Consider the following 19,879-nt stretch of genomic DNA (forward strand, 5'->3'; position numbering starts at 1 on the left):
AAACTGCGCTCCTTTTTCAGGGAGCAGACTATGGATCCGCGCAGTGAAGTACTGCTTCGTCAGGCCGAACTTTTTCAAGGCAACGTGTTGCTGGCCGGCCTGCCCGCCGACGACCTGCTGGGGCGCCTGCCCAATGCCCATGGCTGGTGCTGGCATGCCGGCGACCAGGCGGCGCTGGATGCACGGTTTGCCGAGCGCAGCCATTTCGGGGTGACTGTGCCGGATCGCGCATTCGACACGGCGGTGGTGTTCCTGCCCAAATCCAAGGACCTGGCCGACTACATCCTCAAGGCCGTCGCTGCACGGCTACCGGGCGCCGAGCTGTACCTGGTGGGTGAAAAACGCGGCGGCATCGAAAGCGCTGCCAAACAACTGAACGCCTTTGGCAAACCACGCAAGCTGGACAATGCGCGGCACTGCCAACTGTGGCTGGCCACCGTGGCCGACGCCCCGGCGGCTCCCGAGCTGGCGAGCCTGGCCCAGGTGTTTGAAGTGCCCCTGGCCGACGGGCCGCTCAAGGTCGTCAGCCTGCCGGGCGTGTTCAGTCATGGCCGCCTGGATCGTGGGACGGCGCTGCTACTGGAGCACCTGGACAAACTGCCCAGCGGTCACCTGCTGGACTTCGGCTGCGGCGCCGGCGTGCTGGGCGCGGCGGTCAAGCGGCGCTACCCGCACAATACCGTGACCTTGCTTGATGTGGACGCCTTCGCCACCGCCAGCAGCCGCCTGACGCTGGAGGCCAATGGCCTGGAAGGCGACGTGCTGACCGGTGACGGCATCGATGCGGCGCCGATGGGGCTGGATGCGATTTTGAGCAACCCGCCGTTCCACGTCGGGGTGCATACGGATTATTTCGCCACGGAAAATCTGCTGCGAAAAGCACGCCAACATCTGAAAAACGGCGGCGAACTTCGGCTAGTTGCCAATAATTTCCTGAAGTACCAGCCGCTGATCGAAGAGCACCTGGGCGTGTGCGCCGTCAAGGCCGAGGGCCAGGGTTTTCGCATCTACCGGGCCAAGCGCGGCTGACGGGCGTTTGAAAAAGAAGGCTTGCCGAATGGATTTTGCCAAGGCAGAATCCGCTCCGTCCTAGGGGAGTAGTCTCCCACGAGCACCATGCTCGTCCGGCATACGTCAACATACTTGGTCAGCAGGCCATGGCGTATGCGACCCAGGAGTCCGCACAGACGGACCGGGGTTTGACAAGACCTATGACACGCACACCTTACCCGGGGCGGGAAGGCTGTACGTGTCATAGCCGTGTCGACCCGCCCCTGGAAACCTACCTGATGCTGGATTCACTGCTCGTTCCTACCGCAATCGTTGCCCTGGCCGAAATCGGCGACAAGACGCAATTGCTCGCGCTCATCCTCGCCGCACGCTTTCGCAAACCCTGGCCGATCATCGCCGGTATCATCGCTGCGACCCTGGCCAACCACGCCGCCGCCGGTGCCGTAGGTGCCTGGTTTGGCAGTTTCTTTTCGGATGCGGTGCTGCACTGGATCCTTGCCGCGAGCTTCTGCGCCACGGCCTTGTGGACCCTGGTGCCAGACAAGCTCGACGACGATGAAACCAGCACCTCGCGCAAGTTCGGGCCGTTCCTGACCACCCTGATTGCGTTCTTTATCGCGGAAATCGGTGACAAGACGCAGATCGCCACCGTGATGCTGGCAGCGCAATATCCGGAATTGTGGCTGGTCATTATCGGCACCACCCTGGGTATGCTGATTGCCAACGTACCCGTGGTGCTGGCGGGGAATTTCGCGGCGGAGAAGCTGCCATTGACCCTGATTCGTCGCCTGGCAGCTTCGGCGTTCTTCATCCTGGCACTGGTGGCGGTGTACAAGGCCATGCAAAGCAGCGGTTGGATCTGACATACACCTTGTGGGAGCCGGCTTGCCGGCGATGGCGCCCCTGAAATCGGTACATGACTCAAGGACCTCATCGCCGGCAAGCCGGCACCTACACAGGACGCTTACTTCTTGGCCTGCTGGTACAGCGGCATCACTTTGGGAATCGCCGCCTGCAACGAGGCGATCCGGCTGCTGGAGGCCGGGTGGGTGCTCATGAACTCAGGCGGCGCGCCTTCGGAAGCCTTGGCCATTTTGTTCCACAGTGTGATCGCGGCGTTCGGGTCGTAACCGGCGCGGGCTGACAGCTCCAGGCCAATCAGGTCGGCTTCGTTTTCATTGCTGCGGCTGTTGGGCAAGGTCATGCCGTAATTGGCCACGGTGTCAGCCAGGGCCATGCTGTCCTGGCCCAGGCCCAGCAATGCGCCAGCGCCCTGCTTGGCCATCTCGATGCCGTAGGCCTTGGACATGGCTTCGCGGCCATGCTCGCGCAGGGCATGGGCAATTTCATGGCCCATGACCGCCGCCAACTCGTCGTCGGTCAACTTGAGCGTGTCGATCAAGCCGCTGTAGACAAAAATCTTGCCGCCAGGACCGCAGTTGGCGTTCATTTCGTCGCTCTTGATCAGGTTCACCTCCCACTTCCACTGCGCCGCATCCGGACGGAAGGTGGGTGCCTGGGCGATCAGGCGCTTGGCAATAGCCTGCACGCGCTTGGCGTTGGCGCTGGTCTTGTCCACCAGCCCCTTACCGCTGGCTTCACCCAGGGTCTGCTGGTACGACTGCGCGTACATCTGGTCGACTTCCTGGCTCGACAGCATGCTGAACATGTACTGCTTGCGTTCCACGCCCACGGCACCGCCGCTGGTGGTGTTGACCGACTGGCAACCGGCGAGCAGCAAGGCTGCGCTCAATGCCGTTACCGCCAATGATTTTTTCATGCACATTCTCCCTGAAAACATGGCGCGTATCGTAGGCCCTCCCTTGTATCGGCGCCAGATACACCTGACGCTTAACCGCTAAATTTCAGAGACCGCCCACGCCGGCGACCATTCTATTTACGACATCCCGACACTTTTACCGGGCACCCCCTCATGCCTGCCGCGTCTGTGGCCGATATAAAAGGCAGATCATGTCCCCTGCGCCCGGAGCTTTCATGAAATTCAAGTCGATTCAGTTTTCTGTTGCGGCATTGGCCGGGGCCATTGTCCTGAGCGTCGTGGCGGCCCTGGTGCTGTACGCGCTGTTCGCCGGCGCACGGACCCAAGAGATGGTGCAGGAACGCACCCAGGCGCAATTCGAACAAATCATCGAACAACGCCTTACGGCATTGGCACAAACCCAGGCCACGTTGATCCAACGCGAACTGGAAGCGCCACTGGTGATCGCCAAAGGCCTGGCCACCACCAATGCGCTGATGGGCATGAAGGACGCAAGCGGCGCCGCCCCGTTGCAGGTCAGCCGTGAACAACTGATCAACCTGCTGCACGAAACCGTGGTCCGCAACCCGAAAATCCTCGGTTCCTATATTGCCTGGGAACCCAATGCCATCGACCACAATGACGCCCACTATCTGAACACCACCGTCGTCGGTGTAGAGCCCACCAACGGACGCTTCATGCCATGGTGGTTCCGCAACCAGGACGACAGCCTGGCCCTGGAAAAACTCGCTGACCTGACCGACCAGAAAATCCTTTCTACCGGCATTCGCGCCAGCGAGTACTACCTCTGCTCCAAGGAAACCCAGAAGCCCTGCGCCATTGACCCGGCACCCTATCGCGTGGGCAACACCACGGTGATGCTGGCCTCGTTTATCGAACCGATCATGATCGACGGCGCGTTCCAGGGCATCGTCGGGGCCGACCTGCCGGTCAATTTCATCCAGGAAATGCTCAGCGCTGCAGACCAGAAGCTGTACAACGGTGCCGGCGAGATAGCGCTGATTTCCAGCAACGGCCGCCTGGTGGCCTACACCAAGGACCCGGGAAAACTGGGAGAAAAGGCCAGCGACCTGCTCGACAAGAGTGAACTGGATAACCTCGGCCAGCTGAAAGTCGGCGACGTGCGCTACGACATCGACCAGGCAAACGGGCATATCGAGCTGTTCCTGCCTTTCAACATCGGCCAGACCGATGCGCGCTGGACCCTGATGCTGCAACTGCCCCTGAGCGCAGTGATGGCCGACCTGCACACCCTGCAAGGTGACCTGGACGCCCAGCGCAAGGCCGATATTTTCGGCATGACCCTGGTTGGCCTGCTGATTGCCGGCATCGGCCTGCTGGTGATCTGGCTGGTGGGCCACGGCATTGCCCGCCCGCTCAAGCAAATGGTGGCGATGCTCAATGACATCGCCCAGGGCGAAGGCGACCTGACGCGCCGCCTGACCAGTGACCGCGCCGATGAACTGGGGGCGATTGCCGCGGGCTTCAATACCTTCCTGATCAAGCTGCAGGGCATGATCACCCAGGTGGTCAGTTCGGTGCAGAAGGTCAGCGACTCGTCGGAGCACACCGCCGACATCGCCATCCGCACCAACCAGGGCGTGCACAAGCAAATGGTCGAAATCGACCAGGTCGCCACCGCTGTGCACGAGATGACCGCCACCGCCCAGGACGTAGCGCGCAATGCCACCCAGGCCGCACAGGCTGCCACCCACGCCGACCAGGCCGCGAGCCAGGGCATGCAGATCGTGCGCGACACCTCCACGTCCATCGGCGCCCTGGCCCTGGAGATCGGTAAGGCGGTGGGTGTGGTCCAGGCCCTGGCCAAGGACAGCGAGAACATCAACGCGATCCTGATTGCCATCCGCGGTATTGCCGAGCAGACCAACCTGCTGGCCCTTAACGCCGCGATTGAGGCCGCGCGGGCTGGCGAACAGGGCCGGGGATTTGCGGTGGTAGCCGACGAAGTACGCAACCTGGCGCAGAAAACCCAGAAGGCCACCGAAGAAATCCAGACCATGATCCAGCAATTGCAACAAGGCACGCAGGATGTAGTGCGGGTCATGGAAGACAGCCAGCAGCGTACCGATGAAAGCGTGCAACACGCCGCCAAGGCTGCAAAGGCCCTGGAGACCATTACCCAGGCCGTGTCGGTGATCAATGACATGAACACGCAGATTGCCAGCGCGGCGGAGGAACAGAGCGCGGTGGCCGAGGATATCAACCGCAATGTGATCAATATCGGGCAGGTGGCCAATGAAGTGGCGGGGGGTGCGGATGAGTCCAGCGCCGCCAGTGCGGGGCTGACTCAGTTGGCGGAGCAGCAGCGGCGGTTGATCAATCAGTTCAGGGTCTAAAGGTTTCGGCGCCCTTAAATCCTCCCGACAACTTCCAGGCTCAACCCGGGGTCAAACACTCCGGCCCATTGAGCTTCGGATCATTGACCAGGTTGGCCAGCACCCGCTCGCGCAACGCCGTGGGCTCACTGGCCAACAACCCCTGCAACACATGCAGAGGCGTCTCGGGATCCAGCCAGGCCGCCTGCCCCGCCGCATCCAGAATCAACGGCCGGCGCTGGCTCTGCGCGGCCTGGGTAACCACCGCGGCACTCAACCACACTTGCTCCTGCACTGGGTAAGCCTCCCAGATCGCCGCGAAAAACAGGGTCGAGCCCTCCCCCGGCGTCAGCCAGTACGGCCGCTTGCGCTGAGTGCCGCGCCATTCATAAAAGCCATTGGCCGGCAGCAGGCAACGGCGCAGGCGAAAAGCCTCGCGAAACATCGGTTGTTCCGCCAGGGTTTCGGCGCGGGCGTGGGCCGGGGTGCGGGACAGATCGGTCAGCCACGGCGGTGTCAGCCCCCAACGTGCCCGCGCCAGGGTGCGCTGGCCGTCGACGGCACGCTGGATCAGCACCGAATCATTGGGGGAAATATTCCACTGGGCCTGTTGATCCGTCGGGAAACCTGGCAAGGCAGCAAAGGCGGGGTTCCAGCGAAACAGGGCATAACGTCCACACATGGGGCAACACGACTCTTGGGTAAACCGGTCGACAAGCCTAACAGACCAGCACGTCGGGGTAGCTGTCGGGCTCATCGCCAGGCAGTGGTTGCGCACCGATATATGCCGTGATCAGCTCGCGGGCACAGGTGGCCTGGTCGTTCTCCACTTCCAGGCCCAGCAGGCCGAAAATCGGCAGCTCACCCGTGCCACCGAGCAAGTGGCGCCCCACCAGATGAGCCGCGATGCCTTCGCTGGCAAGCATTTGTTGCAACAACTCGCCTTCCATCAGGTTTTCCGGCTCGTAGATTCGTTGCATGGCCGCCTCCCCCCTTTATTCATTTTCACTGCGCACTTCGAGCATCCATTCGTCACCGTGAACCTGCAGGTCGAAAACGATCGGCCGACAGCACACCTGGCAGTCTTCTATATAGTTCTGGTCACCACCGGACAAATCCACGGTTGTCTCGATCTGTTCACCACAATAAGGACAATCGTACAGCGCAGCTTCGAGCATCGCGGTCTCCCAAGTGACTTGTGCGTATAATCGCCGGTCTATTTGCAGGGCTTTTTCGTTTGATGCCATTTGTTCAGACCCCGCCCTGTCACTTATCGATCCAAACCTTTACTTACCCTAGCCGTTTCTAACAAGAGAGCATGATGGGCGAATTCGATACCATCCGACCTTACAACGACAGCGAAGTCCCGGCAGTGCTGGCCCGGCTGTTCAGTGACAAGGCCTTTCTGGACATCCTGACCCACTTTCGCTTCCCGCGCTTTGCCGGTGCCTTTGGCTGGCTGCTCAAGCCGCTGATCGCCCAGAAGCTGCGCCGTGAGTTCGCCGGTGTCACCACCGTCGCCACCTTGCAGGACAAAGTCGAGTTTTACGTCGACCACACCATTGATCGGGCGACCGACGGCGTCACCTATACCGGGGTCGAGCAGCTCAAGTCCGGCACAGCCTATGTGTTTCTGGCCAACCACCGCGACATCGTGATGGACCCGGCCTTCGTCAACTATGCGGTGTACCACGCCGGCCTGCCAACACCGCGCATTGCCATCGGTGACAACCTGCTGCAGAAGCCGTTTGTCAGCGACCTGATGCGCCTGAACAAGAGTTTTATCGTGCATCGCTCCATCACCGGGCGGCGCGAGAAAATGGCGGCTTATCAGTTACTGTCGGCCTACATCAACCATTCGATCCGCAACGACTGCCAGTCGATCTGGATCGCCCAGGCCGAAGGCCGCGCCAAGGATGGGGATGATCGCACCGAATCGGCGATCCTCAAGATGTTCCATATGAGCCGCAAGGACGAACCGTTCGCCGAAGTCATCCTGTCGCTGAACCTGACCCCGGTGTCCATCAGCTACGAATACGACCCATGCGACGCGGCCAAGGCTCGCGAGTTGTATATCCGCGCCACCACCGGCACCTACGCCAAGGCGCCAGGTGAAGATGACGTAAGCATTGCCCTGGGCATTACCGGCTACAAGGGTCGGGTCCATATCAACTTTGCACTGCCCATCACCGAGCGCTTTGAAGACACCAAGCTGTTGGCCATCGAGATGGATCGGCAGATTCTTGGCGGGTATCGGCTGTTTCCAGTGCATTACCTGGCATATGCACAGTGGAGCGACGCGGACCCGCAATTGCAGGTGCCGGCGGCGGCCGAGGTATTCCCGACCGATGAGCTGGCCAAGGCGAAAGCGGAGTGGGAGCGACGGCTCAATGCCTGCCCGGCGGAACACCGTCCGTATCTGGTGCTGCAATATGCGACGCCGGTGCGCAATCAGTATCGGGTCAAAGCCGGGATTCCCCTCTAAACAACACGGCGCAATCAACTGTAGGCGCTGGCTTGCCAGCGCCTACAGTTGCTTTGGCGAGCTTTACAGTCGGGTGCTGGCCCAGGACAGCAGCAGTGCCAGGGCCAGACAGGCAAAGGCGATGCGGTAGCCGAGGCGATGGCTGCGCTCGGTACGCACATCCAGAAACAACATCGGCTGATCAATCGCCCGATCTTCACTTTGCGCGGCGAGCCGGGCCATCGCCCGCTGCTCCCGCAGACGGGTTACAAACAGCAACCCGGCGCCTGGGCAGGCAATCAACAATGCAGTGGTGTTTAGCAGTAATGCCGGCAGCGACATCAAAAACCTCGATGCAACAGTGACCAGGTATCTATCCAGATACAAACCTGGACGATCTGCGCCCTCCTGCGCACCACAGCTCCCTCCCCCATTGACGGCTAATGTATCGAGTAATTTACAGCGTCACCTGAACGTCACCTTAACAAGCCACTCTGTTGCCCTTCGAACATCCGGGAGCTTGTCATGTTGCACGCGCAGAACCAGGATCGGCTGTACCTGATCGCCCCAAGCGATGAGCAAGAGGCGCTGGTCGGCGCACTGGCATTCAATGTCCAGGACCGGCACTGGCTGGTGTATTGCGCCCTCGGCGGGCATCAGCATGCCGACCTGCCGGAGCTGGACCTATCGACTGGGGTGAGTGTGCTGAACTTTTATGTCGAAACAGCGGCATGAACGCCACAGACACAAAAAAGCCGGGCCCGTGACTGGGCCCGGCTTTTTTACAAGCGATTACTGCGAGCTGAGGATCTGGCCGATGCTGGGATCCTTGAACAGGCGCGTCAGGGCATCACTCAATACGTCACTGACCAGCTTGGTGTTGGTTTCCTGGTTTGGCGCCATGCCGAAGCGCTGGTCCAGGGACGCAGCGTAACGGCCACTGTAGCGGCGGTTCCCCGCCGATACATCAGAGCGGAAGGTCGCGCCGATGGTGGCCTCGGTCACGTACAGGCCTTCCTTGGGCGACTGGTACTTCAACTCGGCCAGGGTCACGGTCAACTGCGGCGCGCCTGGCGAGTTACTGGTCGGGGTGAAGCCCAGCAGGCGCACGGCCGCTTCGGCCTGGGCTTGCAGCTTGGGCAGTACATCGGCACCGGTCACCGTGATGGCACTGGTTTCCGGGTACAGGCCGCCACGGGTGCCCAGGGTTGGCGACGGACGACCATCAACCACACGCACCGAGACCGGCTGGCCATGGCCCACGGGCGCCAATTGGGTGGTGAGCTTAGGTTGCGGGCTGAGTTGCTGCGGGCTGTGGGCGCAGCCAACCAGGGTCAAGCTGGTCACAGTGATCAAACCGAACAACAGGCGTTGCAACATGCTTTTCTCTCCAGAATTCAGGTACCGACAGCCCGGCAGTATAGCGGCCCGTCGCGGCCGGGAACTAGGGCCAGTTGCAACGTCAGACCCAGGCCGCCTGCTGCCGTTCAGTGTCACCGATATGTCATGCCGGGCTGGCATGCTTGCCCCCATTATCAGGAGGCCAACCATGCTCAATTTTCTCTGGCGCTTTTTCGCTGCCACGCCCGCCCATCGCAACTTTGCCCTGCTCGACCAGCAAGGTCGCTGCCAGGCGTTCAAGCAGTGCCGCCAACCACCTGTAGGTGAGGGTTGGGTCGAAGTCCAGGAGATCCGCCTGAGTTGGATGCACCATCCCCTGCCCGCCCGCGCCCGCATCAGCCCGCGCCGCGCACGGTCATCGCACCGCCTGCCGTTGACCGCCTGACCGAAGCGCTAATAAAAGTCATAAAACACGTCCATTTCCCCGCAGTTCTTCGCTACAATCTCCCCCCGATTATAAGGACGTCTCCTGATCGGGCCTCGCAGCATCGCTAATGCCCAGGTATTAGCTCCCCCGCACCGCCCACAGAGAGCCGCCCACACAGATCGAGTGAAGCTGGCGAGCTGGCTGTTTTGTCTGCAAACCTGCGCCTTTACCGAATCTGCCAGAGCTGCCATTGCGCTCGGCCACTTGAGTTGTTTGCCCGTTATGCCGCGTGTCGGCAGTGGTTTCGGGCCAGGTGCCAGGCTGGGGCAGCCCTTTTTTGAGGTTCACGTCTTCAAAAGAGCGTGAAAAAACGGGTTTTCACAACTTCACAAGAGTGTGGCGAGCAAATGAATAGTTTTGCGTTTGTACAAGCACCATCAACGTCTGGCACTGCCCAACCACACAGGACCGAGTACTCCTCAAAAAACGGAGTTTGAAGCCTGTCCGCTACGGATTTGGTTGCACGATCGGACGTACTTGACCATAAGTCGAATTGCCACAGGGGCCCTGAAATGCGTTCATATGCAGATAAGGCCTGGTCGGCAGCGTCCGCTGAAGTTGCAAAAAAATTGCGAAGAATCGGACATGGCGATCCTGGCCATGGGTAACCTGGGGCATCACGTGAACCGCCCCGTCACTCCTGGCAGCCATGCCGTCAATTTGGTGCTGCAGATTTTGGAGACGCGTTAAATGGCGCATAACGAAGCAGTCGACGTAGTACTGGTAGGTGCGGGCATCATGAGTGCCACCCTCGCCGTACTGCTCAAGGAGCTCGACCCCGGACTCAAGCTGGAAGTCGTTGAGCTGATGGATTCGGGTGCAGCAGAGAGTTCCAACCCGTGGAACAACGCCGGTACCGGCCACGCCGGGCTGTGCGAGCTGAACTACACCCCGCAGGCTGGCGATGGTTCCATCGACATCAAGAAAGCCGTGCACATCAACACCCAGTTCGAGGTATCGAAGCAGTTCTGGGCGTACCTGACCAAAAAAGGCACCTTTGGCTCCTCCAGGTCCTTTATCAGTCCAGTGCCGCACCTGAGCTTCGTACAGGGCGAAAAAGGTGTGTCGTTCCTCAAGAAGCGCTTTGAAACCCTCAGCCAGCATCATGCATTCTCGGATATGCACTACACCGAAGACCGTGCAGAAATGGCCGAGTGGATGCCGTTGATGATGCCAGGCCGCCCGGCTGACGAAAAAATCGCCGCGACCCGCGTGATGAACGGTACCGACGTCAACTTCGGCGCCCTGACCAACCAATTGCTGGCGCACCTGAGCAGCTCGCCGGATGCCCAGGTCAAGTACAGCAAGCGCGTCACCGGCCTCAAGCGCAATGGCGCTGGCTGGACCGTGAGCATCAAGGACGTTAACAGCGGCAACACCCGCCATGTCGACGCCAAGTTCGTGTTCCTCGGCGCCGGTGGCGCGGCCCTGCCGCTGCTGCAAGCGTCGGGTATCGAAGAAAGCAAAGGTTTTGGTGGCTTCCCGGTCAGCGGCCAGTGGCTGCGTTGCGACAACCCCGAAGTGGTCAAGCAGCACCAGGCCAAGGTCTACAGCCAGGCGGCCGTGGGTTCGCCACCGATGTCGGTGCCGCACCTAGACACCCGCGTGGTGGATGGCAAGAAGTCCCTGTTGTTCGGGCCATACGCCGGCTTCACCACCAAGTTCCTCAAGTTCGGTTCGTTCCTTGACCTGCCCATGTCGATTCGCCTCGGCAATATCGGCCCGATGCTGGCCGTGGCACGGGACAACATGGACTTGACCAAGTACCTGGTCAGCGAAGTGATGCAGTCCATGGAGCAGCGCCTGGAATCCCTGCGCCGCTTCTACCCCGAGGCGAAAGCCGAGGACTGGCGCCTGGAAGTGGCCGGCCAACGGGTGCAGATCATCAAGAAAGACCCGAAGAAAGGCGGCGTGCTGCAATTCGGTACCGAGCTGGTCGCGGCGAAAGACGGCTCGCTGGCCGCGCTGCTGGGCGCCTCCCCCGGTGCTTCGGTGACGGTTTCGATCATGCTGGAACTGATCGAGCGCTGCTTCCCGGCCCAGGCCGCCGGCGAGTGGGCAGCCAAGCTGCAGGAAATCTTCCCGGCCCGGGAAAAAGTCCTGGAGACCGATGCCGAGCTGTATCGCAAGATCAGCGTGCAGAACAACATCAGCCTGGAGCTGGTTGAGCAAGGCAGCGAGGCCCAAACCTACGCTTGAGCCCCTGTAGGAGCGAGCTTGCTCGCGCCTACACAAGGGCCATGAAAAACGCCCCGCTCTCGTGCTGAGAGCGGGGCGTTTTTTTGCCTGGGTGATTCAGCCGCGGGCGATTTTGATCAGCTCGATGTACTCATCCGCGTTGCGCTGGTCCTTGATCAGGTCCACGAAGGTCTGGCCATGCTCATCCTTGCCGTCGAGATCCAGCCCGGCTTCCTTGAAAAAGCCCAGGAACCGCTCGAAATCGTCGATGCGCAAGCCGCGATAGGCCTTGATCAGTTTATGCAGGGAAGGAGAAGTGGCGTCGACCGGTTCAAAATCCAGGAACAGCTTGATCTGATCGTCGCCGATCTCGTCACCAATCACTTGTTTCTTATCTTTACGCATTGCCGACTCCAGCCTGCAGACATGTACACGGGAGTGGAAGTCTACCTGCGGGACTCGCGCTTGTGTAGGAGCCGGCTTGCCGGCTCCTACAGAGCAATTGGTCAATCGAACTGGGCCAGCATCCAGCGATGGTACTCAGCCGTGCCGGCCTCGCCCTCACGGGGTGCCCAGCTCGCCAGTTCACCCTCGCCTACCGGGCGATAAGGCCCGGCCTTACACTCGAACATTACGCTGTCGGGCTCAAGCACGACCAGGCTGTGGAAAACACCGGGCGATAGATCAACCCCCAGGCAATCTCCACCCGCCTGCAAGACTCGCCGCTCCAGGATTTCGCCTGACTCGCTGAAAACCAGAATGCCCAGGCGCCCCTTGAGTACCAGCAAGGTCTCGGCTTTGTCAGCGGTAAGGTGGCGATGGGGCTGCACATAGGTGTGTGGCTGCAAACCGACAGCCATGCGATGGCACGGCTCTTCCATCTGGTGGAAATTGACGTTCTGCCGGCCGCGGGGGTTGCTGGCGGCTTTCTCGGCCAATTCGGCAAACAACGACTGATCAAGAAAACGCGCCATGGTTTACATCCCCTTCACAGCAAAGATGCCATTGGCATTGCGCCAGTAGCCCTTGTAGTCCATGCCATAACCGAAAATATAGCGGTCGATGCACGGCAGGCCGACGTAATCGGCCTTCAGGTCCGGGCGGGCCTTGCGGTCGTGGTCCTTGTCGATCAGCACGGCGGTATGCACTTTGCGTGCACCGGCGTGTTTGCAGAAGTCGATGATCGCGCCCAGGGTGTGACCTTCGTCGAGGATGTCGTCGATGATCAGCACGTCGCGGTCAATGAACGACACTTCCGGCTTGGCTTTCCAGAACAGGTCGCCGCCGCTGGTTTCATTGCGATAGCGCGTGGCGTGCAGGTAAGACGCTTCCAGCGGGAATTGCAGATGAGTCAGCAATTTGCCGGCGAAAATCAGGCCGCCGTTCATCACACAGAACACCACCGGGTTGGTATCGGCCATTTCGCGGGTGATGTGTGCGCCGACCTTGGCGATCGCCTCTTCGACTTGCGCTTCGGTGTACAGGCAGTCAGCCTCGCGCATGATTTGACGGATATGCTCGAGATCAGCGGACATGGCGCTCTCCAGGGGTACTGTGGCAAGAAAAGCGGGCGAAGGTACGCCTCTGGGACGCAACGTTCAAGCCTTTATGGACTAACGTACTTGTTGTCTATAGGACAACACCCTCGGATAGATTAATCTAGGCCGGTTTTTTTGCCCGCTGCCGGAGCCTTTCCCCATGCCCATCCGTGAGATCCGCCACCCGCTGATCCGACACAAGCTCGGCCTTATGCGCCGCGCCGACATTAGCACGAAGAACTTCCGTGAGCTTGCTCAGGAAGTCGGAGCGTTGCTCACCTACGAAGCCACCAAAGATTTGCCCCTGGAAAATTACGAGATCCCCGGTTGGTGCGGTCCCGTCCAGGTCGAGAAAATCGCCGGCAAGAAAATTACCGTGGTACCGATCCTGCGCGCCGGTATCGGCATGCTTGAAGGCGTGCTGAGCCTGATTCCCGGTGCCAAGGTCAGCGCTGTGGGCGTAGCCCGCAACGAAGAGACCCTGCAGGCCCATACCTACCTGGAAAAACTCGTCCCGGAAATCGACGAGCGCCTGGCGATGATCATCGACCCGATGCTGGCCACCGGCAGTTCCATGGTCGCCACCATCGATTTGCTGAAGAAAGCCGGCTGCAAGGACATCCGCGCCATGGTGCTGGTCGCAGCCCCCGAAGGTATCGCCGCCGTAGAAAAAGCGCACCCGGATGTAGTGATCTATACCGCATCCATTGATGAACGCCTGAACGAGCACGGCTACATCATCCCGGGCCTGGGCGATGCTGGCGACAAGATCTTCGGCACCAAGCAGAAGGACGCGTGAGCATGCAGGATGAATTCAACGACCCGCTTTGGCGCCAGATCCTGTCTGGCGCACAGATGCTCTTCGTAGCATTTGGCGCGCTGGTGTTGATGCCGCTGATCACAGGTCTTGATCCAAACGTTGCACTGTTTACCGCTGGCCTGGGCACGCTGCTGTTCCAGGTGGTCACCGGGCGCCAAGTGCCGGTGTTCCTGGCATCGAGCTTTGCCTTCATCACCCCGATCATTCTCGCCAAGGGCCAGTTCGGCCTCGCGGCGACCATGGGCGGTGTGATGGCGGCAGGTTTCGTCTACACCTTCCTCGGCCTGGCCGTGAAGATCAAAGGCACCGGCTTTATCGACCGGTTGCTGCCGCCCGTGGTCATCGGACCGGTGATCATCTCCATCGGCCTGGCGATGGCACCGATTGCCGCGAACATGGCAATGGGCAAGTCGGGCGATGGCGCCGAGCTGATTCATTACCAGACGGCAATGATGATCTCGATGCCTGCGCTGCTGACCACGCTGATCGTGGCAGTGTTCGGCAAGGGCATTTTCCGCCTGGTGCCGATCATTGCCGGGGTACTGGTGGGTTTTGGCATGTCGTTCTACTTTGGCGTGGTCGATACCGCAAAGATCGCCGCTGCACCGTGGCTCGCCCTGCCCCACTTCACCGCGCCGGAATTCAACTGGCAGGCGATTCTGTTCATCGTCCCGGTAGCCCTGGCACCGGCCATCGAGCACATCGGCGGCGTGATTGCCGTGGGTAGCGTGACCGGTCGCGATTACCTGAAAAAGCCCGGCCTGCATCGCACGCTGCTGGGTGACGGCATCGCCACCACCACTGCCGGCCTGTTCGGCGGCCCGCCCAACACCACCTACGCCGAAGTCACAGGCGCGGTGATGCTGACCAAGAACTACAACCCGAAGATCATGACCTGGGCGGCGATATTCGCTATCACCCTGGCCTTTGTCGGCAAGTTCGGCGCGCTGCTGCAGAGCATTCCAGTGCCAGTGATGGGCGGGATTCTGTGCCTGTTGTTCGGCTCGATTGCCGCAGTGGGGATGAATACCCTGATCCGTCACAAGATCGACCTGGGCGAAGCGCGCAACCTGGTGATTGTGTCGGTGACCCTGGTATTCGGGATAGGCGGCGTGCTGATCGGCACCGGCACCGGCCCGGACGACTTCGGCCTCAAGGGCATCGCCCTGTGCGCGGTAGTGGCGATTGGCTTGAACCTGCTGCTGCCGGGCAATGATGGCTGGAAACACAAGAAGCCGGACGAACCGTTGCTGTAACACCGAACCTCTGTAGGAGCCGGCTTGCCGGCGATGGCGTCCTTGAGCTCAATGCTCAATTCAAGGGCCTCATCGCCGGCAAGCCGGCGCCTACAGGGGGTGTTTACAGCTGGCCGAGACCATCGATCAACGCCTGGTTCTGCTCAGGTGTACCGATGCTGATCCGCAGGAACTGGGCAATCCGCTCCTGCTTGAAGTGCCGCACAATCACCCCTTGCTCCCGCAGCTTGGCCGCCAGGCCGGCCGCGTCGTGCCGTGGGTGACGGGCGAAGATGAAGTTGGCGGCCGAAGGCAGCACTTCAAAGCCTTTCTCCTGCAGTTGCGAAACCACCTTCTCACGGCTGTCGATGACCAGTTGGCAAGTCTTCTCGAAGTATTCACGGTCTTCGAAGGCTGCCGCCGCGCCAACAATCGCCAGGCGATCCAACGGATAGGAGTTGAAGCTGTTCTTGACCCGCTCCAGCGCCTCGATCAGGTCCGGGTGGCCCACCGCCAGGCCCACCCGCAAACCGGCCAGTGAGCGCGATTTGGAGAGGGTCTGGGTGACCAGCAGGTTGGGGTAACGGTTCACCAGGCTGATGGCGGTTTCGCCACCGAAGTCGATATAGGCTTCATCGACCACCACGACCGAGTCCGGGCTGGCCTTGAGCATCTGCTCCACCGCGTCCAGTGCCAGCACGCAGCCGGTCGGTGCGTTCGGGTTGGGAAAAATGATCCCACCGTTGGGCCTGGCGTAGTCCGCCACCCGGATCTGGAACTGCTCATCCAGCGGCACCGGGGCCGAGGCAATGCCATACAAGCCGCAATACACCGGATAAAAGCTGTAGCTGATATCGGGGAACAGCAACGGCAGATCGTGCTGGAACAGACCATGGAAGATATGGGCCAGGACTTCGTCGGAACCGTTGCCGAGGAACACCTGGCTCCCATCTACCCCGTAATACTTGGCCACGGCCTGCTTGAGCAGGTCGCTGTTGGGGTCAGGGTACAAACGCAGGTTGTCGTTCAACTGCGCCTGCATCGCCGCCAATGCTTTGGGCGATGGGCCGTAGGGGTTTTCATTGGTGTTGAGCTTGACCAGCCTGGTCAGCTTCGGCTGCTCGCCGGGCACATAAGGCACCAGGTCCTTGACGAAAGGGCTCCAGAATTTGCTCATGTCTTACTCTCCCTTGACGATGCGGTATTCGGCGCTACGGGCGTGTGCGCTCAACGATTCGCCACGGGCCAGCACCGAGGCGGTCTTGCCCAGCTGCGACGCCCCCTGAGGCGAGCAGAAGATGATCGACGAGCGCTTCTGGAAGTCGTACACCCCCAGCGGCGACGAGAATCGCGCAGTGCCGGAGGTCGGCAACACGTGGTTGGGACCGGCGCAGTAGTCGCCCAGGGCTTCGCTGGTGTGGCGGCCCATGAAAATCGCACCGGCATGACGAATCGACGGCAGCCAGGCCTGTGGGTCGGCCACGGACAGTTCCAGGTGCTCGGGAGCGATGCGGTTCGCCACTTCGATGGCCTGCTCCATGTCCCGCACCAGGATCAATGCACCACGCCCATTGATCGATTTCTCGATGATCTCGGCGCGTTCCATGGTCGGCAGCAACGTATTGATGCTGGCCGCCACCTTGTCGAGGAACTCGGCGTCGGGGCTGACCAGGATCGCCTGGGCGTCTTCGTCGTGCTCGGCCTGGGAGAACAGGTCCATGGCGATCCAGTCCGGATCGGTCTGGCCGTCGCACACCACGAGGATTTCCGAGGGGCCGGCGATCATGTCGATACCGACCTGGCCAAATACATGGCGCTTGGCGGTGGCGACGTAGATATTGCCGGGGCCGACCACCTTGTCCACCTTCGGCACACTTTCAGTGCCATAGGCCAACGCGGCAACGGCCTGGGCACCACCGATGGTGAACACGCGGTCAACCCCGGCGATGCAGGCAGCGGCCAGCACCAGTTCGTTGATTTCACCGCGCGGGGTCGGCACCACCATGACCACTTCGGTCACACCCGCCACTTTGGCCGGGATCGCATTCATCAACACCGATGACGGGTACGAAGCCTTGCCGCCTGGCACATACAGGCCGGCGCGGTCCAGCGGCGTGACTTTCTGCCCCAGTACCGTACCGTCGGCTTCGGTATAGCTCCAGGAGTCCTGTTTCTGTTTTTCGTGGTAGCTGCGCACCCGCGCTGCCGCGACTTCCAGGGCTTGGCGTTGAGGCGCAGTGATGCGTGTCAGAGCCAGCTCCAGGCGCTCACGGGGCAGGATCAGGTCAGCCATGGACTTGACGTCCAGACCGTCGAACTGGCGGGTAAAGTCCACCAGTGCCGCATCGCCGCGCTCGCGCACGGCCTTGATGATGTCGAGCACCCGCTGGTTGACCGAATCGTCGGACACACTTTCCCAGCTCAGCAGATGATCCAGATGATGGGCGAAATCCGGGTCGGCAGCGTTGAGTCGGGCAATTGCAGTGGACGTGGTCATAGCGAGGGCCTCAATAGAATTGGCAAAAACTCAGGCGCCCTAAACTAGCAGTCGTTTCCGCTTGGGCACCTGAGAATTCTGGCTATGAGGCGGATAGACGGGCGCGACCCAAGGCCGCGCAGGTGAGTCAACCGCGGTGTCGAGACTCCACTGCCTTGCGCAGGGTGTCGATCAACGCCTGGATACGGGCATGCTGCATTTTCATCGACGCTTTGTTGACGATCAGGCGGGAGCTGATGTCGGCGATAAAGTCCTGGGGTTCCAGGCCATTGGCGCGCAGGGTGTTGCCGGTGTCGACCACGTCGATGATCTTGTCGGCCAGGCCGATCAGCGGTGCCAGCTCCATCGAGCCATAGAGTTTGATGATATCGACCTGACGGCCCTGCTCGGCGTAATAACGCTTGGCGACGTTGACGAACTTGGTGGCAACCCGCAGGCGGCCTTTTGGCTCGACGTCTCCGACACGGCCGGCGGTCATCAGCTTGCACAGGGCAATACGCAGGTCCAGCGGCTCGTAAAGGCCCTGGCCGCCGTACTCCATCAGCACGTCCTTACCGGCGACACCGAGGTCGGCCGCGCCATGTTCAACGTAGGTCGGCACGTCGGTAGCCCGCACGATCAACAGGCGAACGTCGTCCTGGGTCGTGGGGATGATCAGCTTGCGGCTCTTGTCCGGATTCTCGGTCGGCACGATGCCCGCTTCAGCCAGAAGCGGCAAAGTATCGTCAAGGATGCGGCCCTTGGACAGTGCGATGGTCAACATGGGAAACGTCAGTCCTTCATCAGGCTATTGCTGTCCGGTCGCAAACGGCGCCAGACACAGATCGAGGCCATTACAGCCTCGATTTGAAACAAATTCAGCCAAGGTGTGCAAGCGCACCTCGTGCGGGCGCGTCCCTGCGCCCGTGCAGCAGGGACTAGCCCGGTACGCGGCGAATTTTTGCGCCGAGCATCTGCAGCTTTTCTTCGATGCACTCGTAGCCACGGTCTATGTGGTAGATGCGATCGATCAGGGTGTCGCCGTCAGCGCACAGCGCCGAGATCACCAAACTGGCCGAAGCCCGCAGGTCGGTCGCCATCACCGGCGCGCCCTTGAGCTGTTCGATACCGGTGACGATGGCAGTGTTACCTTCGACCTGGATCTTGGCGCCCATGCGGTGCAGTTCATACACGTGCATGAAACGGTTTTCGAAAATGGTCTCGATCACCGCGCCGGTGCCTTCGGCAATCGCGTTCAGGGAAATGAACTGCGCCTGCATGTCGGTCGGGAATGCCGGGTACGGAGCGGTACGCACGTTGACGGCTTTAGGTCGCTTGCCGTGCATGTTCAGCTCGATCCAGTCTTCGCCGGTGGTGATTTCGGCACCCGCCTCGCGCAGCTTTTCCAGGACCGCTTCGAGGATGGTCGGATCGGTGTCCTTGACCTTGACGCGACCACCGGTGACGGCAGCGGCAACCAGGTAGGTACCGGTCTCGATACGGTCCGGCATCACTTTGTAGGTCGCCGAGTGCAGGCGCTTCACACCGTCGATGGTGATGGTGTCGGTGCCGGCGCCGGTGATGTTGGCACCCATGGCGATCAGGAAGTTGGCCAGGTCGACCACCTCCGGCTCGCGCGCGGCGTTTTGCAGGACACTGCGGCCATTGGCCAGGGCAGCGGCCATCATGATGTTCTCGGTACCGGTCACACTGACGGTATCAAAGAAGAAGTTGGCACCACGCAGGCCGCCTTCCGGCGCCTTGGCCTTGATGTAGCCGCCCTCGACGTCGATGGTCGCGCCCATGGCTTCAAGACCACGGATGTGCAGGTCCACCGGACGCGAACCGATGGCGCAACCGCCAGGCAGCGCCACTTCGGCTTCGCCGAAACGGGCAACCATCGGGCCCAGGACCAGGATCGAGGCACGCATGGTTTTCACCAGTTCGTACGGTGCGATCAGGGTCTTGATGGTGCGCGGGTCGATTTCGACAGACAGTTTCTCGTCGATCACCGGCTCGATGCCCATGCGACCGAACAGTTCGATCATGGTGGTGATGTCGTGCAGGTGCGGCAGGTTGGCTACGGTAACCGGGCCATCGCACAGCAAGGTGGCGGCCAGGATCGGCAAGGCCGAGTTTTTAGCCCCGGAGATACGGATTTCGCCATCAAGACGGGCACCGCCGGTAATAATCAATTTATCCATAAGAATCTC

The 19,879-nt window shown here is 60.9% G+C and carries 22 protein-coding genes, 1 pseudogene and 1 riboswitch; of the genes and pseudogenes, 10 read left to right on the forward strand and 13 right to left on the reverse strand.

All coding sequences use genetic code 11. The features are described from left to right. Positions 1 to 30: 30 nt before the first annotated feature. Positions 31 to 1,029 (forward strand): class I SAM-dependent methyltransferase, encoded by a 999-nt coding sequence (locus HZ99_RS11940; RefSeq protein ID WP_038443299.1) that lies wholly within the window; start codon positions 31 to 33, stop codon positions 1,027 to 1,029. 51 nt (positions 1,030 to 1,080) lie between these two features. After that, a riboswitch (yybP-ykoY riboswitch) is annotated at positions 1,081 to 1,200 on the forward strand. A gap of 89 nt (positions 1,201 to 1,289) precedes the next feature. Next, the gene (locus HZ99_RS11945; RefSeq protein WP_038443301.1) at positions 1,290 to 1,874 is read left to right on the forward strand and encodes a TMEM165/GDT1 family protein; all 585 of its coding nucleotides are present in this window, start codon (positions 1,290 to 1,292) and stop codon (positions 1,872 to 1,874) included. 101 nt (positions 1,875 to 1,975) lie between these two features. Here HZ99_RS11945 and HZ99_RS11950 read toward each other — a convergent pair whose 3' ends face one another. Continuing rightward, on the reverse strand, positions 1,976 to 2,791 hold the full coding sequence (locus tag HZ99_RS11950) for a M48 family metallopeptidase (RefSeq protein WP_038443302.1): 816 nt from the start codon (positions 2,789 to 2,791) through the stop codon (positions 1,976 to 1,978). 1,298 nt (positions 2,792 to 4,089) lie between these two features. Here HZ99_RS11950 and HZ99_RS29585 point away from each other — a divergent pair. Both HZ99_RS29585 and HZ99_RS29590 read left to right on the forward strand, forming a co-directional pair. Further along, positions 4,090 to 4,290: pseudogene (locus HZ99_RS29585) on the forward strand (HAMP domain-containing protein); the annotation flags it as partial. A 114-nt stretch (positions 4,291 to 4,404) separates the two neighbouring features. Continuing rightward, positions 4,405 to 5,148, forward strand: coding sequence for a methyl-accepting chemotaxis protein (locus HZ99_RS29590; protein WP_404942457.1), 744 nt, complete (start codon positions 4,405 to 4,407; stop codon positions 5,146 to 5,148). Between the two features lie 40 nt (positions 5,149 to 5,188). Here the strand turns inward: HZ99_RS29590 and HZ99_RS11960 are convergent, their stop codons facing one another. From HZ99_RS11960 to HZ99_RS11970, 3 genes are read right to left on the reverse strand one after another with little or no spacing between them, the layout of a single operon-like run. Then, positions 5,189 to 5,809 carry an SOS response-associated peptidase gene (locus HZ99_RS11960; protein WP_038443304.1) on the reverse strand — a complete coding sequence of 207 codons (621 nt, stop codon included), beginning with the start codon at positions 5,807 to 5,809 and terminating at the stop codon, positions 5,189 to 5,191. 37 nt (positions 5,810 to 5,846) lie between these two features. Beyond that, positions 5,847 to 6,107 (reverse strand): putative signal transducing protein, encoded by a 261-nt coding sequence (locus HZ99_RS11965; RefSeq protein WP_038443305.1) that lies wholly within the window; start codon positions 6,105 to 6,107, stop codon positions 5,847 to 5,849. 15 nt (positions 6,108 to 6,122) lie between these two features. Beyond that, positions 6,123 to 6,305, reverse strand: a complete 183-nt coding sequence (locus HZ99_RS11970) for a CPXCG motif-containing cysteine-rich protein (protein ID WP_038443306.1) — start codon at positions 6,303 to 6,305, stop codon at positions 6,123 to 6,125. Between the two features lie 143 nt (positions 6,306 to 6,448). Here HZ99_RS11970 and HZ99_RS11975 point away from each other — a divergent pair, with 143 nt between their 5' ends. After that, a complete protein-coding gene (locus HZ99_RS11975) occupies positions 6,449 to 7,612 on the forward strand; it encodes a 1-acyl-sn-glycerol-3-phosphate acyltransferase (protein WP_181883236.1) in 1,164 nt (387 codons plus the stop codon). Between the two features lie 63 nt (positions 7,613 to 7,675). Here HZ99_RS11975 and HZ99_RS11980 read toward each other — a convergent pair whose 3' ends face one another. Next, entirely contained in the window at positions 7,676 to 7,933 is a 258-nt protein-coding gene (locus HZ99_RS11980) for a hypothetical protein (RefSeq protein ID WP_038443308.1), read from the reverse strand. A 183-nt stretch (positions 7,934 to 8,116) separates the two neighbouring features. On the opposite strand from HZ99_RS11980, the gene HZ99_RS11985 reads away from it, so the two are divergent. Then, positions 8,117 to 8,326 carry a hypothetical protein gene (locus HZ99_RS11985; RefSeq protein WP_038443309.1) on the forward strand — a complete coding sequence of 70 codons (210 nt, stop codon included), beginning with the start codon at positions 8,117 to 8,119 and terminating at the stop codon, positions 8,324 to 8,326. A gap of 57 nt (positions 8,327 to 8,383) precedes the next feature. Here the strand turns inward: HZ99_RS11985 and HZ99_RS11990 are convergent, their stop codons facing one another. Further along, positions 8,384 to 8,971, reverse strand: coding sequence for a YajG family lipoprotein (locus HZ99_RS11990; RefSeq protein WP_038443310.1), 588 nt, complete (start codon positions 8,969 to 8,971; stop codon positions 8,384 to 8,386). Positions 8,972 to 9,140: 169 nt separating this feature from the next. Here HZ99_RS11990 and HZ99_RS11995 point away from each other — a divergent pair, with 169 nt between their 5' ends. Both HZ99_RS11995 and mqo read left to right on the forward strand, forming a co-directional pair. Continuing rightward, on the forward strand, positions 9,141 to 9,377 hold the full coding sequence (locus HZ99_RS11995) for a hypothetical protein (RefSeq protein ID WP_038443311.1): 237 nt from the start codon (positions 9,141 to 9,143) through the stop codon (positions 9,375 to 9,377). Positions 9,378 to 10,109: 732 nt separating this feature from the next. Further along, the gene (gene mqo / locus HZ99_RS12000; protein ID WP_038443312.1) at positions 10,110 to 11,618 is read left to right on the forward strand and encodes a malate dehydrogenase (quinone); all 1,509 of its coding nucleotides are present in this window, start codon (positions 10,110 to 10,112) and stop codon (positions 11,616 to 11,618) included. Between the two features lie 96 nt (positions 11,619 to 11,714). Here the strand turns inward: mqo and HZ99_RS12005 are convergent, their stop codons facing one another. The 3 genes from HZ99_RS12005 to HZ99_RS12015 all read right to left on the reverse strand — a co-directional run bounded on the left by HZ99_RS12005 (position 11,715) and on the right by HZ99_RS12015 (position 13,132). Further along, positions 11,715 to 12,002: a PA4642 family protein gene (locus HZ99_RS12005; protein ID WP_038443313.1), complete on the reverse strand. Its 288-nt coding sequence runs from the start codon at positions 12,000 to 12,002 to the stop codon at positions 11,715 to 11,717. 101 nt (positions 12,003 to 12,103) lie between these two features. Further along, positions 12,104 to 12,571: a WbuC family cupin fold metalloprotein gene (locus tag HZ99_RS12010; protein ID WP_038443314.1), complete on the reverse strand. Its 468-nt coding sequence runs from the start codon at positions 12,569 to 12,571 to the stop codon at positions 12,104 to 12,106. Positions 12,572 to 12,574: 3 nt separating this feature from the next. After that, positions 12,575 to 13,132, reverse strand: a complete 558-nt coding sequence (locus tag HZ99_RS12015; protein WP_025856323.1) for a hypoxanthine-guanine phosphoribosyltransferase — start codon at positions 13,130 to 13,132, stop codon at positions 12,575 to 12,577. Positions 13,133 to 13,295: 163 nt separating this feature from the next. On the opposite strand from HZ99_RS12015, the gene upp reads away from it, so the two are divergent. Continuing rightward, positions 13,296 to 13,934 carry a uracil phosphoribosyltransferase gene (upp, locus tag HZ99_RS12020; RefSeq protein ID WP_029291751.1) on the forward strand — a complete coding sequence of 213 codons (639 nt, stop codon included), beginning with the start codon at positions 13,296 to 13,298 and terminating at the stop codon, positions 13,932 to 13,934. Positions 13,935 to 13,936: 2 nt separating this feature from the next. Beyond that, positions 13,937 to 15,211 (forward strand): uracil-xanthine permease family protein, encoded by a 1,275-nt coding sequence (locus HZ99_RS12025; protein ID WP_038443315.1) that lies wholly within the window; start codon positions 13,937 to 13,939, stop codon positions 15,209 to 15,211. A gap of 103 nt (positions 15,212 to 15,314) precedes the next feature. Here HZ99_RS12025 and hisC read toward each other — a convergent pair whose 3' ends face one another. The 4 genes from hisC to murA form a co-directional block, all read right to left on the reverse strand. Next, positions 15,315 to 16,367 (reverse strand): histidinol-phosphate transaminase, encoded by a 1,053-nt coding sequence (hisC, locus tag HZ99_RS12030; protein ID WP_038443316.1) that lies wholly within the window; start codon positions 16,365 to 16,367, stop codon positions 15,315 to 15,317. 3 nt (positions 16,368 to 16,370) lie between these two features. Next, a complete protein-coding gene (gene hisD / locus HZ99_RS12035) occupies positions 16,371 to 17,687 on the reverse strand; it encodes a histidinol dehydrogenase (protein ID WP_038443317.1) in 1,317 nt (438 codons plus the stop codon). Positions 17,688 to 17,814: 127 nt separating this feature from the next. Next, positions 17,815 to 18,450 (reverse strand): ATP phosphoribosyltransferase, encoded by a 636-nt coding sequence (gene hisG, locus HZ99_RS12040; protein ID WP_003188599.1) that lies wholly within the window; start codon positions 18,448 to 18,450, stop codon positions 17,815 to 17,817. Between the two features lie 154 nt (positions 18,451 to 18,604). After that, positions 18,605 to 19,870: a UDP-N-acetylglucosamine 1-carboxyvinyltransferase gene (gene murA / locus HZ99_RS12045; RefSeq protein ID WP_029291769.1), complete on the reverse strand. Its 1,266-nt coding sequence runs from the start codon at positions 19,868 to 19,870 to the stop codon at positions 18,605 to 18,607. Between the last annotated feature and the right edge of the window lie 9 nt (positions 19,871 to 19,879).

It is taken from the genome of Pseudomonas fluorescens (assembly GCF_000730425.1).
Classification (GTDB): Bacteria; Pseudomonadota; Gammaproteobacteria; order Pseudomonadales; family Pseudomonadaceae; genus Aquipseudomonas; species Aquipseudomonas fluorescens_X.

What these genes read in the sequence shown, in the direction of transcription:
- HZ99_RS11940 (WP_038443299.1), top strand. Translation starts at nt 31, where the DNA reads ATGGATCCGCGCAGTGAAGTACTGCTTCGTCAGGCCGAACTTTTTCAA.
- HZ99_RS11945 (WP_038443301.1), top strand. Translation starts at nt 1,290, where the DNA reads ATGCTGGATTCACTGCTCGTTCCTACCGCAATCGTTGCCCTGGCCGAA.
- HZ99_RS11950 (WP_038443302.1), bottom strand. Translation starts at nt 2,791, where the DNA reads ATGAAAAAATCATTGGCGGTAACGGCATTGAGCGCAGCCTTGCTGCTC.
- HZ99_RS29590 (WP_404942457.1), top strand. Translation starts at nt 4,405, where the DNA reads ATGGTCGAAATCGACCAGGTCGCCACCGCTGTGCACGAGATGACCGCC.
- HZ99_RS11960 (WP_038443304.1), bottom strand. Translation starts at nt 5,809, where the DNA reads ATGTGTGGACGTTATGCCCTGTTTCGCTGGAACCCCGCCTTTGCTGCC.
- HZ99_RS11965 (WP_038443305.1), bottom strand. Translation starts at nt 6,107, where the DNA reads ATGCAACGAATCTACGAGCCGGAAAACCTGATGGAAGGCGAGTTGTTG.
- HZ99_RS11970 (WP_038443306.1), bottom strand. Translation starts at nt 6,305, where the DNA reads ATGCTCGAAGCTGCGCTGTACGATTGTCCTTATTGTGGTGAACAGATC.
- HZ99_RS11975 (WP_181883236.1), top strand. Translation starts at nt 6,449, where the DNA reads ATGGGCGAATTCGATACCATCCGACCTTACAACGACAGCGAAGTCCCG.
- HZ99_RS11980 (WP_038443308.1), bottom strand. Translation starts at nt 7,933, where the DNA reads ATGTCGCTGCCGGCATTACTGCTAAACACCACTGCATTGTTGATTGCC.
- HZ99_RS11985 (WP_038443309.1), top strand. Translation starts at nt 8,117, where the DNA reads ATGTTGCACGCGCAGAACCAGGATCGGCTGTACCTGATCGCCCCAAGC.
- HZ99_RS11990 (WP_038443310.1), bottom strand. Translation starts at nt 8,971, where the DNA reads ATGTTGCAACGCCTGTTGTTCGGTTTGATCACTGTGACCAGCTTGACC.
- HZ99_RS11995 (WP_038443311.1), top strand. Translation starts at nt 9,141, where the DNA reads ATGCTCAATTTTCTCTGGCGCTTTTTCGCTGCCACGCCCGCCCATCGC.
- mqo (WP_038443312.1), top strand. Translation starts at nt 10,110, where the DNA reads ATGGCGCATAACGAAGCAGTCGACGTAGTACTGGTAGGTGCGGGCATC.
- HZ99_RS12005 (WP_038443313.1), bottom strand. Translation starts at nt 12,002, where the DNA reads ATGCGTAAAGATAAGAAACAAGTGATTGGTGACGAGATCGGCGACGAT.
- HZ99_RS12010 (WP_038443314.1), bottom strand. Translation starts at nt 12,571, where the DNA reads ATGGCGCGTTTTCTTGATCAGTCGTTGTTTGCCGAATTGGCCGAGAAA.
- HZ99_RS12015 (WP_025856323.1), bottom strand. Translation starts at nt 13,132, where the DNA reads ATGTCCGCTGATCTCGAGCATATCCGTCAAATCATGCGCGAGGCTGAC.
- upp (WP_029291751.1), top strand. Translation starts at nt 13,296, where the DNA reads ATGCCCATCCGTGAGATCCGCCACCCGCTGATCCGACACAAGCTCGGC.
- HZ99_RS12025 (WP_038443315.1), top strand. Translation starts at nt 13,937, where the DNA reads ATGCAGGATGAATTCAACGACCCGCTTTGGCGCCAGATCCTGTCTGGC.
- hisC (WP_038443316.1), bottom strand. Translation starts at nt 16,367, where the DNA reads ATGAGCAAATTCTGGAGCCCTTTCGTCAAGGACCTGGTGCCTTATGTG.
- hisD (WP_038443317.1), bottom strand. Translation starts at nt 17,687, where the DNA reads ATGACCACGTCCACTGCAATTGCCCGACTCAACGCTGCCGACCCGGAT.
- hisG (WP_003188599.1), bottom strand. Translation starts at nt 18,450, where the DNA reads ATGTTGACCATCGCACTGTCCAAGGGCCGCATCCTTGACGATACTTTG.
- murA (WP_029291769.1), bottom strand. Translation starts at nt 19,870, where the DNA reads ATGGATAAATTGATTATTACCGGCGGTGCCCGTCTTGATGGCGAAATC.